The organism is Nocardia sp. NPDC059228 (assembly GCF_042754245.1).
Taxonomy (GTDB): Bacteria; Actinomycetota; Actinomycetes; order Mycobacteriales; family Mycobacteriaceae; genus Nocardia.
Genome location: NZ_JBHZAL010000054.1, coordinates 1 through 13,953, shown reverse-complemented (window position 1 = coordinate 13,953; position 13,953 = coordinate 1). Strand labels below are relative to the sequence as shown.

The window sequence follows — 13,953 nt, the reverse complement described above, 5'->3', positions numbered from 1 at the left end:
TTTCCTTCTCGATGACGAAGTGGATGTGCGGTTGAAGTCTGATTCCGAGGGGTGTCGTCGGCATCAGTCAACTGACGCATTTCCGGAGTGACTCGGTAGCCGGATGGCAGGGCGCACTCAGCAAATTCCGGGGCTTCGAGGGGTGCGCCGAGGCGCGGCGAGTAACGGCATCGATCAGTCGAAGCCCATGCGATTAGGTCGTGGCCTGCGTCAGTTGACAGATGTGGCGGTGTGGAGCGGGGCGCGAAAGTAGGGGCCGCACAACGTGCTTCATTGCTCCTCGAAAGGACACCACAATGGACGACATTCGACGCCCTCGAATCCGGCGCGCAAGCCGGGCGGTCGCGGCGGTCACGGCCGCCGTGGCGGCGGGCAGCCTCGCCGTCGCATGCACCGCGAGCACTACCACCCACGCCGGGCCCACCGAGGACGCGCCCAAGCCGACCGTGGTGCTGGTGCACGGCGCATTCGCCGACGGATCCAGCTGGAACGATGTGATCGACAAGCTGCGCAAAGACGGGTATCCCGTTGTCGCCGCGGCGAATCCGCTGCGCGGGCCGAGTTCCGACGCCACCACCCTGCGCGGGCTGATCAGCCACGTCAACGGGCCCGTCGTCTTGGTCGGACACTCCTACGGGGGATCGGTCATCAGTACCGCCGCGGCCGGAATCGACCAGGTCAAGGCACTGGTGTACGTGGCGGCGTTCCTCCCCGCGCCGGGGGAGTCCGCGCTCGAGCTAACCAACAAGTACCCGGGATCGACTCTGCCGGGCACGCTGAACCCGGTCCCGTTCACCAATGCCGACGGCAGCACCGGCACCGATCTCTACATCCAGCAGGACAAGTTCCACGACCAGTTCGCCGCCGATGTCCCGGCCGACCGCGCCGCCCTGGCCGCGGCGAGCCAGCGCCCGATCCTGCAGGCCGCCCTCGAGGAGAAGGCCACCATCGCGGCCTGGACCGACAAACCCAGCTGGGATGTGATCACCACCGAGGACCTCAATATTCCCGTTGCGGCGCAACGGTTCATGGCCGAGCGGGCGCACGCCCAGTCCATCGAGATCGCGGCCTCGCATTCGGTCGCCGTCTCGCATCCGGACAAGGTGGCCGAGGTCATCGAGCGGGCCGCCAAGGGCTCTGCCGCGCATTGAGTGAACGCGAAAGATACGCGAGGAGAAGACGAATGATGGACATGAAGCTGGAGGTCGTGGTCCTGCCGGTCACCGACGTCGACCGCGCCAAAGCGTTCTATGTTGAGCGACTCGGCTTCCGACTCGATGCCGACTTTCCCGTGGACGACGGCTACCGCGTCGTGCAGGTCACCCCGCCCGGTTCGGAGTGCTCGGTCATCTTCGGCGCCGGCGTCACCACGCTCGCGCCTGGATCCCAGCGCGGCTTGCACCTGATCGTCACCGATATCGAAAAGGCGGTCGCGGAGTTGATCGAACGCGGAGTCGGGATCGACGGGCCATTCCGCGATGCCACCGGTGTATTCCACCACGCCGGAATCGAACAACGGGTCTCCGGCGCAGATCCGGAACGGCGCAGCTACGGCTCGTTCGCCGCGTTCGCCGACCCGGACGGCAATGGCTGGTTCCTGCAGGAGGTCACTGAACGCGCCCCCGGCCGCTGAGGAATCGACGGAAACACAATGTCCGACAATGCAATTCGTGTAAACGGATTCGTTGTCATCGGAGTCGGCCCGGTCGGTGGGAATGCCGCTGATCGGACCCGCTCTGCCGAATCGCCCACCGTGAAGACGACGACCTGAAAGGTATTGCTCACCATGGGAACACTGGATGGCAAGGTAGCCATCGTTTCCGGCTCGGGCCGCGGCATCGGCCGCGAGATCGCTCTGAAACTCGCTTCCGAAGGCGCGGCTGTCGTGGTCAACGACCTCGATGCCGGACCCGCCCAGGAAACGGTCGCCGCGATCGAGGCCGCAGGCGGAAACGCCGTCGAATGCGCGGGCAACGTCACCGCAGCGGGTTTCGCCGAGCGTTTCGTTCAGACCGCCGTCGACTCTTTCGGCGGACTCGACATCATCGTCAACAACGCTGGCTATACGTGGGATTCGGTGGTCCAGCGAATGACCGACGAACAGTGGAATGCCATCCTCGACGTGCACCTCACGGCCCCGTTCCGGATCCTGCGGGCCGCCCAGCCGGTGATCGCAGCCCAGGTGAAGCGGGCCAAGGAAGCGGGGGAGCCGGTCCCGTGCCGCAAGGTCGTGAACATTTCCTCGGTTGTCGGTACCGGAGGCAATGTGGGACAGGCCAATTACTCGGCGGCCAAGGCAGGCGTCATCGGCCTGACCAAGACTGTTGCCAAGGAGTGGGGTCGCTACAACGTCACGGTCAACACCGTGGCATTCGGCCTCATCAAGACCCGCCTCACCGAGGCTTCAACGGCTGGCGACGGCACCATCGACATCGAGGGCCGCAAAGTCAAGGTCGGCGCCGACCCGAACCAGTTCACCGCCATGGAACAGATGATCCCGCTCGGTCGCGCCGGAACCCCGATCGAAGCAGCAGGTGCCGTCTACCTCTTGTGCACCCCCGAATCCAACTTCGTCAGCGGGCAGACCCTCATCTGCGGCGGCGGCTTCACCAACTGATCTCGAATCTCGGATTCCCCGAACGTGGAACCGAGATGCATTGCACAACAACAGATAGGAGAAGTACATGAAATCGACTCGGACTGTCCCGAACTCGCCCCGATATGGGATACACGCCGCGATGACAGCACTGGCGGCTGTAGGTGTGACCGCCGCGATGGCGATTCCGGCCGCCGCAACCCCTGCAGACGGTGTCACCGGCACGATTCTCGCCCAGGCCAGCATCGGCGGCACCGACTACATTCTCCGCGAAATCACCATCGCACCCGGCGGATCCACGGGCTGGCACTACCACGACGGCCCGGTCTACGGCACGGTACGCAGCGGTGTCCTGTCCCACTACCACTCCGACTGCACACTCGACGGCATCTACCATCCGGGCGAGTCCTTGGTCGAAACCCCCAGCCCCAGTTACGTTCACATCGGCCGCAACCTGGGATCCGAGCCACTGGTTCTGGACGTGCTCTACGTCCTGCCGTCCCACAGCCCGCTGTCGGAGGACGAACCCGCCCCCGAATGCGATCGATAGGGAGGCCTTCACCGATCCTGACGGCAACGACTGGTTCCCGCGGGACGTCACACAGCGCGCCTTCGGCCGCTGATCGGATTATCGGAGAGAAGACAATGTCCGACAAGGAAATTCGTAGATTCGATGTCGTGGTGATCGGAGCCGGGCCCGTCGGTGAGAATGTTGCCGACAGGACTCGCGCCGCCGGGTTGAGCACCGTGATCGTCGAATCCGAACTGGTGGGCGGTGAATGCTCCTACTGGGCTTGCGAACCCAGCAAGGCGCTGTTGCGCCCCGCGCTGCTCTACCGCGAGGCCGCACGTTTTCCCGGTATCGGGCAGGCGTTGACGGGACCCATCGACGCGGCCGCGGTCTTGAAGCATCGCGACAGGCTGGTCGCCGAGTGGGATGACCGGGACCAGGTCGCCTGGCTCGACTCGGTCGATGTCGAGCTCATTCGTGGTCATGGCCGTCTCGATGGACCCCGGCAGGTGACGGTCCACGCTTCGGATGGCGGTGTCATGCGTTTGGCCGCCCGGCACGCGGTGGCTGTCTGCACCGGCACGTCCGCGCTTGTGCCTCCGCTGCCGGGTCTGGATGCCGTGCGGCCGTGGACAAGTCGCGAAGCCACCAGTGCCCGGGAGGTGCCGGGCCGACTCGCGATTCTCGGAGCCGGGGTAGTTGCCACGGAGATGGCTGCCGCCTGGCAGGCATTGGGCGCACAAGTGACCCTCATCGCCCGGGAGTCGAGGCTGCTGGGTCGTGTCGAACCCTTCGCCGCGGACCTGGTTGCCGAGCGGCTCCGCGAAGCAGGAGTCGACCTGCAGTTCGAAACCACCATTGCCACAGCCGAACGCGTCGGCGGACCCGACGACACCATTCGGCTTACTCTCGCCGACGGCACCCGGCTGTTCGCCGACGAGCTACTGCTCGCGACCGGGCGCGCGCCTCGCACCGACGACCTTGGCCTGGAGACGATCGGGCTCACACCCGGCCATTGGCTCGACACCGATGACACCTTCACCGTGACCGCGGTCGAGGGGGAGTGGCTGTATGCGGTCGGGGACGTGAATCATCGTGCGCTGCTCACCCATCAGGGTAAGTATCAGGCCCGCGTCGCCGGGGCGGTCATCGCCGCCAGATCACGGGGCCTGGCGTTGGACACCGGCCGTTGGGGTCGCCATGCCGGGACCGCCGACTTGGAGGCGGTGCCGCAGGTCGTGTTCACCGATCCGGAGATCGCGACGGTGGGGCTCACCGCCGCGGACGCCGCGCGCAGCAGACGAGCCGTGGACGTGGTCGACTATGACCTCGGTCGAGTTGCCGGTGCGATCCAGCACGATCCCGGTTATCGGGGACAGGCCAGAGTTCTGATCGATCCGAAGCGCAAGGTCATCGTGGGCGCGACCTTCGCTGGAGCAGGCGTCGCCGAGTTGCTGCACTCCGCGACCATCGCCGTCACCGCTGAGATCCCGTTGGATCGGCTGTGGCACGCGGTGCCATCGTTCCCCACCATCAGCGAAGTCTGGCTCCGTCTGCTGGAAACCTATCGCGACCAGCAGAATTCGCCCTCCACAGGAGAAGGAAGATGATCACAGCCACCGGATACCAGGCGATCACAGTCCGAGATCCGCTGGTAGGGTAATTGCGTGCTCATCGAGGAAGTCGACAGACTCTAGCCGCCCAGTCGAAGGCGGCGCTGTCCTCACACATTCACTCGGAGTCCCGTATCGAAAACGGTCCGAGGCCTTTTCGCGCCTTTCTCGCCTTCGCCTGCTCCCGCAGTCTCCGGAAATCACGCGGCCGCTCGTTCGCGAGCAGGAAAGAGTCGACGACCCATGTCCATATCCACACAATCTGCGATCACCCTGCGCAACCTGTCCTTCGAATGGCTCGACGGAACCGTCGCGCTTACTCAACTCGACGGAACCCTGACCACCGGGCGCACCGGTCTGGTGGGACGCAATGGCTCGGGTAAATCCACCCTGTTGCGATTGATCGCCGGAATCCTCACACCGACGAACGGACGTATCGAAACCACCGGGGAAGTCGGCTACCTGCCCCAGACGCTGACCCTCGGCCGCGGTGCCACGATCGCTGAGTTGCTCGGCATCGCAGACAAACTCGCTGCCCTGCACTCGATCGAATCCGGCGACACCGAGGGTGCGCACTTCGAGACAATCGGCGACGACTGGGACATCGAGGCCCGCACCGAAGAAGCGCTGCATGAGATCGGTTTCGGTGCAGCCGATCTGGGGCGGAAGGTGGGGGAGATCTCCGGTGGTGAAGCCATGCTCATCGCGATCACCGGCCTGCGCCTCCGGCGCACGCCGATCACCTTGCTCGATGAGCCGACCAACAACCTCGATCGCGAAACCCGCACCAAAATAGCGGAATTCGTGGATTCCTGGCCCGGAACCCTGGTAGTCGTGAGTCACGATCTCGAACTGCTGGAACACATGGACTCCACAGCGGAATTGCACGGCGGGATGTTGGACGTGTTCGGCGGGCCCTATAGCGCTTGGAAACAGCACCTCGAGCAAGAACAGGCTGCGGCTGCGCAAGCCGCGCGCACCGCTGAGCAGGCGTTGAAGGTCGAGAAGCGACAGCGCATCGAGGCCGAGACCAAGCTCGCCAGACGTGAGCGCACCGCCCGCGCTACTCAGCGCGACGGTGGAATTCCGCGGATTCTCGCGGGCAACCGGGCGAGTAAGGCGCAAGGCTCGGCCGGAGCTATGCGGACGGTGCTCGACGCGAAAGTCCGTGCCGCACAGGATGTACTGGACATGGCATCCACCCGGGTCCGGCAAGACGAGCACATCCACCTGAACTTGCCGGACCCGAATGTGCCTCGCGGCCGCCGGGTCGCGGAACTGCGTGATGGCGTCCGCAGCGTCGTCATCCAGGGTCCAGAGCGGGTCGCTCTGGTCGGCCGCAACGGAGCCGGGAAATCGACCTTGATCGAGAATCTGATCAATGGCCGAACCCCGGATCGCGGAGCGCTGTTCACCGACAGGGTCGGATACTTGCCGCAGCGACTGGACGGCCTGAACGAGCGCGTTGGTGCGCTCGAGAACGTTCACGAGGTGGCCCCCGACACCGCACCGGCGACGATCCGCAATCACCTGGCCCGGCTCCTACTGCGCGGCAGCAGTGTCGAACGGCCGGTCTCTTCATTGTCGGGAGGTGAGCGCTTCCGAGTCTCCCTGGCCCGCTTGCTGTTCGCCGATCCGCCGGCGCAACTGCTGATTCTGGACGAGCCGACGAACAACCTCGATATCGGCAGCGTGGACCAACTGGTTGAGGCTCTTACCGACTACCGTGGTGCACTATTGATTGTCAGCCACGACTATCCGTTTCTGAACCGAATCGGCATCGACACGGTCATCGAGCTCGAGCCCGACGGCAGTTTCCAACAGCGCGGAACCTTGTAGTCGGCCGACCGCCCGTCCCGGCCACCCCGCTGGGACCGGCGGTCCTCGAGTGGTCAGAGATGGTCGGCGTCGATGATGGCCTGGGCGAAGGGCTGTGGAGCCTCCTGCGGCACATTGTGCCCGATGCCGTCGAGGACGCGGTGCTCGTACTTCCCGGTGAACTTGCCGCGGTAGGCCTTTCCGTCCTTGGCCGCGCCGTCGAAATCGCTGCCGATCGTGATGGCGGGCACCGAGATCGCCGGTCCGGTGGCCAGCTGCTGCTCGTAGGCGTCGTATTGGGGCTCGCCCGGTGCCAGGCTCAACCGCCACCGGTAGTTGGAGATGACGATGTCGACCTGGTCGGGGTTGTCGAAGGCGGCGGCGCTGCGCTCGTAGGTGGCGTCGTCGAAATTCCATGCGGGCGAGGCGCGTTTCCAGATGAGCTTGTTGAAGTCGTGCCGATTGCGGTCGTAGCCGAGGCGGCCGCGCTCGGTGGCGAAGTAGTACTGGTACCACCAGCCCAGTTCGGCCTCGGGCGGCAGCGGCTGCTGCTGAGCCGCCTGCTGGGTGATGATGTATCCGCTCACTGCGACCATCGCCTTGACCCGCTGTGGCCACAACGCCGCGATGATGTCGACAGTCCTTGCGCCCCAGTCGAATCCGCCGAGCACCGCCTTGTCGATGTGCAGGGCGTCCATGAAGTCGACGATGTCGCGGGCGATCGCGGACTGTTGGCCGTTACGGACGGTTTGCGGCGACAGGAAGGTGGTCGGCCCGTAGCCGCGCAGGTACGGGACCAGTACCCGGTATCCGGCTTTCGCCAGCAGCGGACCGACATCGGCGTAGCTGTAGGCGTCATAGGGCCAGCCGTGCAATAGGATCACCGGCTGCCCGGTGCTCGGCCCGAATTCGGCATAGGCGACATTGAGGACGCCTGCGTCGATCTTCTTGATCGGGCCCAGTGTGGTGTTCACGCCTGATCCCGCCCGCAGCGCCGCTCCGGGCGGAGCGGTGGTCACGGCCGCCGGGGTGCTGTTCATATCCGTGCTGCATGCGGTGAGCGAGGCCGCCGCCACGCCCGCCGCAATGGCTCCACCGAAGAAGCGTCTGCTGATATTCATGCCATCAAACGCTATGGAGCAGGCGAATGCCGTCGCGAGCGTCGAATGACGTAATCGTCGCTAGCCGACCGACCATGACCGGCTTCCGCGGCATTTCGTCCTCGCTCGGCAACAAGGCCACGAGAAGACCTTGCTCAAACAGGATTACGTCACCCGAACGTCAACTGACTGATTCGGCACCATGCCTGCCGCGGCGAAGGTATTGCCATGACTACGGTACGTTTTCATCTCCTGTCCGCTCTGTCGCCTGCTGAGGTCGTGCAGGTGCTCACCGACTTCGGGCCCACCCGGCCGGAGGTGTGGCCCAGCATCGATGCCGAGCATTTCGTCGTCCATGATCGCGGCGAGAATTGGGCTGAGGTCACCGAAGGCACCGCCGCCGCTTGGGAACGCGCCCGCTACGAATGGATTCCCGGCGGCGACACCGTCACCATCACCACCCTGGACTCCAAACGCTTCGGTGCGGGCGGCGGCTGGACCTTCCGCGCCACGCCCGAATCCGGCGGCAGCCGAGTCGATGTCGAGGTGACCAGGATGCCTCGGACGCTCGGGGGCAAGCTGCTCGCGGCCCTCCTGCTTCCGGTCGGACCGTCCGCCTTGCGCAAGTCGTTCGCCGCCCCGCTCCAGGCAGCGTGAAGGGCTAGGAACCTCGGCGCTTCGACCGCACGGTCAGGGAATTCGTTTTCACCCCAAGGAGTGATTGATATGCCCCGATTCTGTGCATTCGGGCGAACCGCACAAGGCTGTGCGGCACGGGTTTTCGATGGTCCCGTGGTGCTGTGGATTTGGGCCGAGCTCACGGTAATGCACGGGCAGGGACCCGGTGCGAGGGATTTCATCGACTAGGCGAGAGCAGGTCGGGGAGAGGTCCCAATTGAAGCGCAGTCGGGCCCGTAGGTACGGATTGTGCTGTCGTAGAACACATATCAACTAGAGGAACGAACCGGACATCGTCGTGGGTGGAGGCGTACCAACGACAGGACCCGGTCCAACTCACGGGTAGCTCAACGAAGAGGTGCCGAATTCGACGAAATACTGCAACAGGAGATCGAAATGTATCGGACATACCCGAGCACAGAGCGGGTGACGATTTCGCCGGACGGGCGGCGGGCCGCGTTGGCCGGTGCGCTGGGCAGCGTGGTCGAGCTGTACGACTTTCTGACCTACGGCCTCGCAGCGGCGAGTGTGTTCGGGAAGCTGTTCTTCCCGGCGGCCGCTCCATGGGTCGGCGTGCTGCTGTCGTTCGCGACCTTCGGTGCCGGTTTCGTCGCCCGGCTGTTCGGGGCGGCAGTGTTGGGAAATCTCGGTGATCGGTTGGGGCGCAAGCCTGTATTGCTGCTGTCGGTGGGAATAGGTGGGCTTGCAACGGTGGCGATCGGGGTGCTTCCGACCTACGCCGCCATCGGTGCGCTGGCACCGGTCACGCTGGTGCTGCTGCGGGTCGTACAGGGCTTTTTCGTCGGCGGTGAAGTCGGTGGCGGGATCCTGGTCGCCGTCGAACATGCGCCGCCCGGTCGGCGCGGCTGGTACGGCAGCTGGATCATCACCGCCCTGGTCGGTGGTTCGGTGCTCGCCGGCCTTGCCTCGTTGTTTGCGCACGCGGTGGCCGGGACAGAGTTCATCACTTGGGGTTGGCGTTTGCCGTTCCTGATCAGCGCGGTGCCGACCGTGGTGACGTTGCTGGTGCGTTCGGGATTGCCGGAGACGCCCGAATTCGAAATCCACAGGGACAAAGACGATCTGGTTCGATGGCCTTGGCTGCGGGTGTGGCGAACGGCGTGGCGGCAGATCGTGATCGTGGCAGCCACGAATACCGGGCTGACCATGATGACCTTCACCCTCATCACCTTCGTCCTGTCCTACGGACTGAACACCTTGCACATCGCGCAGCCGGTACTGCAGCGCGCGACCTTGCTCGCTCAGTTCCTCCTCTTGCCTTCGGCTCTGCTGTTCGGGCATTTGAGCGACCGATATGGCGCATTGCGAATCATGTTGGGCGGAGCGATTTTCAATACTCTGGTCGCGTTCCCGCTCTACTGGTTGCTGGATACCAGGCAACCCGTGCTCCTCGCCCTGGCGATCTGCATCGCTTAGATGGGCACCGGCGCCATGCTCGGCCCGCTGGCCGCGGCGTTCACCGAGGCTTTCGACGTTCGCGTCCGGTACAGCGGTCTGTCGTTGGGATACCAACTCGGGGCGGTGCTCGGCGGCGGCCTGGTTCCACTGGTCGGAACGGCGCTCGTGCATTGGTCCGGTGGAGCCTCGTGGCCCGTCGCGCTGTACCTGATGATGGGTGGCCTGGTCAGTGTCCTCGGTGTGCTGGCAATGCGCACCGCGCGCCGCGCGAACTGAGCCTGTGCAGGAGCCGGGAGGCGGACGCGGGACAATTGCTCGAGCCCGCGCGTGCTGGTCGCGGCGGTCGGGTCGATTTGGCATCAAAATTGGCATCACGACGGGGCGGGACCCAATAGACGGTATGGAATCACGCGGACACGCTGGATGGTTGAAAGCGCTCTGACCTGTGTAGATAGGACGTGGTGGAATGTGGCGACACGTCCTGGACGGTGTCCGGTTGGCTCATAACCCAGAGGTTGCAGGTTCAAATTTTGTCTCCGCTATTAACGAGGGCGGCCCTGAAACCAACCGGTTTGGTCAGGACGGGCATCGCGCTGTACGGGTTGTCGCCGGTCACCGACCGTAACCGCGACGAACTACGCCCATCGACGTCACTGAGCGCGCCATCGACCGCGCGCAATCGAACCTCACCGCCGCCTCGATCGGGCGTGGAAGCCCGCCACGCTACCGATCGACCTTGCCTCACAAACGATCCGGATCGGTGCACTGCTCGCACGGAACGAGCGCGACTACGGTCCCTTCGCGGCCCGCCGTTTCGTGGCGATTTTCCATGGCGGGCGCGGTCGCATGGAGTACAACCAGGCCTGCACGACCTCGCTGGCCGCGCTGCCGCACGAGGTCCTGCATTCCTGGTTCGCCCGCGGTGTCACCCCGGCCGGGCAGGCCGACGGATGGTGGGATGAGGGATTCGCGAGATTCCACGACGATGGCGCCCAGCCCGAGCCATTCGACTTCCGCCGCGCGCCGGTGCGGCTGTGCTCGCGCCGGCCGGAAGAACTCGAACGCCCCGATCCCGGATAGCCCTGTGCGGCTACCGTTCTCGTCGGCGGTCAGGTTCGATCGGCGTACCCCGATCAACGCGTTTGTCGACGGCAGCCGGGTGTTCCGCGGGGCGGCGACGCTGATCGGCGTCGACGGTCTGCGCGCCGCGACGGCCGCCCTGTTCCGGACCCGTTGCGGCACCCCGACGTCCACGACCGACCTGGAGGCGCACCTGGTGGCCACCACGGGGCGGTTGAGTTTGTGGACGCCTTCCATCGGTTCGTCTACGGGTTCGAGGAGCCCTCGCCCGTGCCGCAACCGTCGCTGTGGTCGGTCCGCCCCGACTGACCGGATATCTGGATCCGGCACCACGACGACGACGGAATCGACGACCAGCCACCGCGGCCGGGCCGGGACAACTGGATCTATGCCCGGGTCTCGAACCCCGGCGCCGGGCACTGTGCGCACCTGCTGGTGGTCTTCGCCATCGACGGCTCGTCCCGAAGCGAACCCCGGTACCCCGACGACTTCCTCCCGGCTTCGCGGCCGCTGCCGGATTCGATCTCGAGCCAGGCGATTCGGTGGTGGTGTCGGCACGCTGGCCCGGCGAACTCGTGCCGGAGACGGCCTCCACATTGCTGGTATCGGTGCACGGCCGGTGCTGACACCCCGCCCCGCAGACCCGTGTCTGGGAGCAGCGCACTACCGCAATGCGCGCCGTGCTCCCGTTCGACCCGGTGGGATCAGGGCCGACGCCACCGGAACAGCACCCACCAACGCACACAGCTGTGGTGACGGACGCAATCCGAGTTCGTCTCGCAACTGATTCGCGAATTGCTCGAACTGGCGGCATGCCTCGGCCGTATTGCCTTCGCGCAGATGCGCCTGAATGAGTGCCCGTTGCGCCGACTCTCGCAATGGCTCCGCGGCCACCGCCGATAGCATCAGATCGATCGCCTCGGGGTGGTGGCCTTGCTCGCTCAGCCTGCGCGCGGCCACCTCCATAGCGTGCAATCGCAGCTGCCGCAGTTGTTCCCGGGCCAGGACCAGCCATGCCTCGTCCCAGCCGGGTAGCAATTCCGCGGTGCGCGACCACAGAGCACCCCGTCTGGGGCTGAGAACAATCATGCACACTTGATTGTTTTGACGTTCGCGCCTACAGTCGCCTCCCGGGGGGCGACTGTGACCACAGTCACCAACCTCGTGGGCGCCCAGCGGTTCGGGTGGCGCGTCCTTTCGACGTCAAGTGGAGGCCATGCATGCAACCCGATCTGTCCAGTCTGACCGCGCTCGAGATCAATCTGGCCACCCGCACCTCGATGGGCGACGTCCTCACACGGTCGGCGCGAATGTTCCCCTCCCGTACCGCGATCGCGGACCGCCACCGGTCGGTCACCTACCGCGAACTCGACGCCGCCGCGGAGTCGGTCGGACGCTCGCTCCTCGAGTCGGGCCTGTCCCACCAGCAACCGGTCGCGATGCTGATGGGCAATTCGTGGCAGTTCGTCGCGACCTACTTCGCCTGCGCCAAGGCCGGCCTGGTAGCGATGCCGGTCAATGTCGTGCTCGCGCTCGAGGACATCGCCTGGATCCTGAACGACTCCGGCACCACCACCGTCGTCGCCGATGCCGCCTTCGGCCCGCTGCTCGAGCAGATCCTGCCCGGGCTAGCCGAGGTCAAGTCCATCATCCTCGTCGGCGCGGGACCCACCGCGTCTACCGGCGGCGTGCCGACCCGGCGCTGGGAGGACCTTGCGCTCCGCGAGATGCCCAGGCCGCTCGAGGTGCTCGTCGAGGACCGCGATGTGGCGCAGTGCATGTACACCTCTGGCACCACATCTCGCCCCAAGGGCGTTCTCGTCAGCCACACCGCAGTCTTCGTGGCGGGCCTGACCAACGCGCTGATGCAGGGCGCGTCTTGGGGCGGCGAGCACGCGACCCTGGTCAACGTGCTGCCGATGTTCCACACCACGGGCCTGAACACGCTCGTCCTGCCGACCCTGATGATCGGCGGCACGGTCGTGCTGCCTGGACCGTTCGACCCGGGCGCGGTGCTCGACGCGATCGAGGCACACCGGGCGACGCACGTGATGTTCCTGCCGATCATGTACCGCGCGCTGGTGGGCATGCAGGCCGCCGCGGCGCGAGACCTCTCCTCGGTCCGGCTGTGCATCTACGCGATGGCCCCCATGCCCGACGCGCTCCTCGACCAGGTCGACGAGGCGTTCCCGAACGCCGCGGTGATCCTCGGGTCCGGTCAGACCGAGGTGGTTCCCGCGACCGTGCTGCAGTGGCCCGAGCACCGCCACACCAAGGCGAACTCGTGGGGCCCGCCGGTCCCGACCGTCGAGGTACAGATCATGGACAACGACGGCACGCTGCTGCCTGCGGGCGAGAGCGGCGAGATCGTCTACCGGGGACCGCACGTCAGCAGCGGCTACTGGAACAACGCCGACGCGAATCGGGCGGCCTTCGCGCACGGCTGGTTCCACAGCGGCGACGTCGGTCATCTCGACGAGGACGGCATCGTCTGGTTCACCGATCGACTCAAGGACATCATCAAGAGCGGCGGCGAGAACGTCTCGTCCGTGGAGGTCGAGCGGGTCGTCGCGTCGGCCCCCGGCGTTCAGGAATGCTCCGTTGTCGGTCTGTCCGACGAGCGCTGGGGCGAGGCGGTGTGCGCCGTGGTCGTCGCGGCCGACCCCGACATCGCGCCCGACGAACTCGAAGCCCAGGTGATCGCCCACGCCAAGCAGCAGCTGGCGGGTTTCAAGGTGCCCAAGCGGGTGATCGTCGTGGCCGAACTGCCGAGAACCGCGACGGGAAAGGCTCGTAAGCACGAACTGCGGGCCGAGTTCAACCGATAGCAACAGCGCGTCCTTCGTTGTCGGCTTCATTCGCGTCGTAGCTCGATTCCCAGATATGGGTACGAGCTGAGCACTCGCACAAGGGGAGATTCGTCGTCGTGACACAGGGTTTACAGAAGCGATCGAAACCTTTAGCCTTCCTCGGCGATCTGGGCATCCGGGTCGCCGCCACGTCGGGCTGCAGTTAAGAGCCCCTATCGGGTTCGGTTGCTGAGTCGTCGCCAGCAGATCAGTGCTGCGGCGAGGTCGAGGAATCCGTGGTGGATGTCGGTGCGTCGTTCCCATCGGATGGCCAGCCGCCGGTACTGGT

Annotated in this window: 13 protein-coding genes and 1 pseudogene; 11 read left to right on the top strand and 3 right to left on the bottom strand. The window is 65.5% G+C overall.

Annotated features, from left to right (window positions below; genetic code table 11):
• Positions 1-296: 296 nt before the first annotated feature.
• The 6 genes from ACFXKA_RS39910 (at position 297) to ACFXKA_RS39885 (ending at position 6,559) form a co-directional block, all read left to right on the top strand.
• Positions 297-1,151, top strand: a complete 855-nt coding sequence (locus ACFXKA_RS39910) for an alpha/beta fold hydrolase (RefSeq protein ID WP_379431414.1) — start codon at positions 297-299, stop codon at positions 1,149-1,151.
• Between the two features lie 32 nt (positions 1,152-1,183).
• A complete protein-coding gene (locus tag ACFXKA_RS39905; RefSeq protein WP_379431413.1) occupies positions 1,184-1,633 on the top strand; it encodes a VOC family protein in 450 nt (149 codons plus the stop codon).
• Positions 1,634-1,786: 153 nt separating this feature from the next.
• The gene (locus tag ACFXKA_RS39900; RefSeq protein WP_379431412.1) at positions 1,787-2,617 is read left to right on the top strand and encodes an SDR family NAD(P)-dependent oxidoreductase; all 831 of its coding nucleotides are present in this window, start codon (positions 1,787-1,789) and stop codon (positions 2,615-2,617) included.
• A 121-nt stretch (positions 2,618-2,738) separates the two neighbouring features.
• Positions 2,739-3,146: a cupin domain-containing protein gene (locus ACFXKA_RS39895; protein ID WP_379431411.1), complete on the top strand. Its 408-nt coding sequence runs from the start codon at positions 2,739-2,741 to the stop codon at positions 3,144-3,146.
• Between the two features lie 95 nt (positions 3,147-3,241).
• Positions 3,242-4,717 (top strand): dihydrolipoyl dehydrogenase family protein, encoded by a 1,476-nt coding sequence (locus tag ACFXKA_RS39890; protein ID WP_379431410.1) that lies wholly within the window; start codon positions 3,242-3,244, stop codon positions 4,715-4,717.
• Between the two features lie 246 nt (positions 4,718-4,963).
• The gene (locus ACFXKA_RS39885; protein WP_379431409.1) at positions 4,964-6,559 is read left to right on the top strand and encodes an ABC-F family ATP-binding cassette domain-containing protein; all 1,596 of its coding nucleotides are present in this window, start codon (positions 4,964-4,966) and stop codon (positions 6,557-6,559) included.
• Between the two features lie 53 nt (positions 6,560-6,612).
• Here ACFXKA_RS39885 and ACFXKA_RS39880 read toward each other — a convergent pair whose 3' ends face one another.
• A complete protein-coding gene (locus tag ACFXKA_RS39880; protein ID WP_379431408.1) occupies positions 6,613-7,659 on the bottom strand; it encodes an alpha/beta fold hydrolase in 1,047 nt (348 codons plus the stop codon).
• 207 nt (positions 7,660-7,866) lie between these two features.
• Between ACFXKA_RS39880 and ACFXKA_RS39875 the strand changes: the two genes are divergently transcribed.
• The 4 genes from ACFXKA_RS39875 to ACFXKA_RS39860 all read left to right on the top strand — a co-directional run bounded on the left by ACFXKA_RS39875 (position 7,867) and on the right by ACFXKA_RS39860 (position 10,815).
• Complete coding sequence (locus ACFXKA_RS39875) at positions 7,867-8,295, top strand: hypothetical protein (RefSeq protein WP_379431407.1); 429 nt, start codon at positions 7,867-7,869, stop codon at positions 8,293-8,295.
• A gap of 417 nt (positions 8,296-8,712) precedes the next feature.
• Complete coding sequence (locus tag ACFXKA_RS39870) at positions 8,713-9,753, top strand: MFS transporter (RefSeq protein ID WP_379431406.1); 1,041 nt, start codon at positions 8,713-8,715, stop codon at positions 9,751-9,753.
• A complete protein-coding gene (locus ACFXKA_RS39865; RefSeq protein WP_379431405.1) occupies positions 9,754-10,011 on the top strand; it encodes a hypothetical protein in 258 nt (85 codons plus the stop codon).
• A gap of 570 nt (positions 10,012-10,581) precedes the next feature.
• Positions 10,582-10,815 (top strand): hypothetical protein, encoded by a 234-nt coding sequence (locus ACFXKA_RS39860; RefSeq protein ID WP_379431404.1) that lies wholly within the window; start codon positions 10,582-10,584, stop codon positions 10,813-10,815.
• A gap of 663 nt (positions 10,816-11,478) precedes the next feature.
• On the opposite strand, the gene ACFXKA_RS39855 is transcribed toward ACFXKA_RS39860, so the two are convergent.
• Positions 11,479-11,904: a BTAD domain-containing putative transcriptional regulator gene (locus ACFXKA_RS39855; protein ID WP_379431403.1), complete on the bottom strand. Its 426-nt coding sequence runs from the start codon at positions 11,902-11,904 to the stop codon at positions 11,479-11,481.
• Positions 11,905-12,035: 131 nt separating this feature from the next.
• Here ACFXKA_RS39855 and ACFXKA_RS39850 point away from each other — a divergent pair, with 131 nt between their 5' ends.
• The gene (locus ACFXKA_RS39850) at positions 12,036-13,643 is read left to right on the top strand and encodes an AMP-binding protein (RefSeq protein WP_379431402.1); all 1,608 of its coding nucleotides are present in this window, start codon (positions 12,036-12,038) and stop codon (positions 13,641-13,643) included.
• Positions 13,644-13,837: 194 nt separating this feature from the next.
• Here ACFXKA_RS39850 and ACFXKA_RS39845 read toward each other — a convergent pair.
• Positions 13,838-13,953 (bottom strand): annotated as a pseudogene (locus ACFXKA_RS39845) (transposase); the annotation flags it as partial.

What these genes read in the sequence shown, in the direction of transcription:
- ACFXKA_RS39910 (WP_379431414.1), top strand. Translation starts at nt 297, where the DNA reads ATGGACGACATTCGACGCCCTCGAATCCGGCGCGCAAGCCGGGCGGTC.
- ACFXKA_RS39905 (WP_379431413.1), top strand. Translation starts at nt 1,184, where the DNA reads ATGATGGACATGAAGCTGGAGGTCGTGGTCCTGCCGGTCACCGACGTC.
- ACFXKA_RS39900 (WP_379431412.1), top strand. Translation starts at nt 1,787, where the DNA reads ATGGGAACACTGGATGGCAAGGTAGCCATCGTTTCCGGCTCGGGCCGC.
- ACFXKA_RS39895 (WP_379431411.1), top strand. Translation starts at nt 2,739, where the DNA reads ATGACAGCACTGGCGGCTGTAGGTGTGACCGCCGCGATGGCGATTCCG.
- ACFXKA_RS39890 (WP_379431410.1), top strand. Translation starts at nt 3,242, where the DNA reads ATGTCCGACAAGGAAATTCGTAGATTCGATGTCGTGGTGATCGGAGCC.
- ACFXKA_RS39885 (WP_379431409.1), top strand. Translation starts at nt 4,964, where the DNA reads ATGTCCATATCCACACAATCTGCGATCACCCTGCGCAACCTGTCCTTC.
- ACFXKA_RS39880 (WP_379431408.1), bottom strand. Translation starts at nt 7,659, where the DNA reads ATGAATATCAGCAGACGCTTCTTCGGTGGAGCCATTGCGGCGGGCGTG.
- ACFXKA_RS39875 (WP_379431407.1), top strand. Translation starts at nt 7,867, where the DNA reads ATGACTACGGTACGTTTTCATCTCCTGTCCGCTCTGTCGCCTGCTGAG.
- ACFXKA_RS39870 (WP_379431406.1), top strand. Translation starts at nt 8,713, where the DNA reads ATGTATCGGACATACCCGAGCACAGAGCGGGTGACGATTTCGCCGGAC.
- ACFXKA_RS39865 (WP_379431405.1), top strand. Translation starts at nt 9,754, where the DNA reads ATGGGCACCGGCGCCATGCTCGGCCCGCTGGCCGCGGCGTTCACCGAG.
- ACFXKA_RS39860 (WP_379431404.1), top strand. Translation starts at nt 10,582, where the DNA reads ATGGAGTACAACCAGGCCTGCACGACCTCGCTGGCCGCGCTGCCGCAC.
- ACFXKA_RS39855 (WP_379431403.1), bottom strand. Translation starts at nt 11,904, where the DNA reads ATGATTGTTCTCAGCCCCAGACGGGGTGCTCTGTGGTCGCGCACCGCG.
- ACFXKA_RS39850 (WP_379431402.1), top strand. Translation starts at nt 12,036, where the DNA reads ATGCAACCCGATCTGTCCAGTCTGACCGCGCTCGAGATCAATCTGGCC.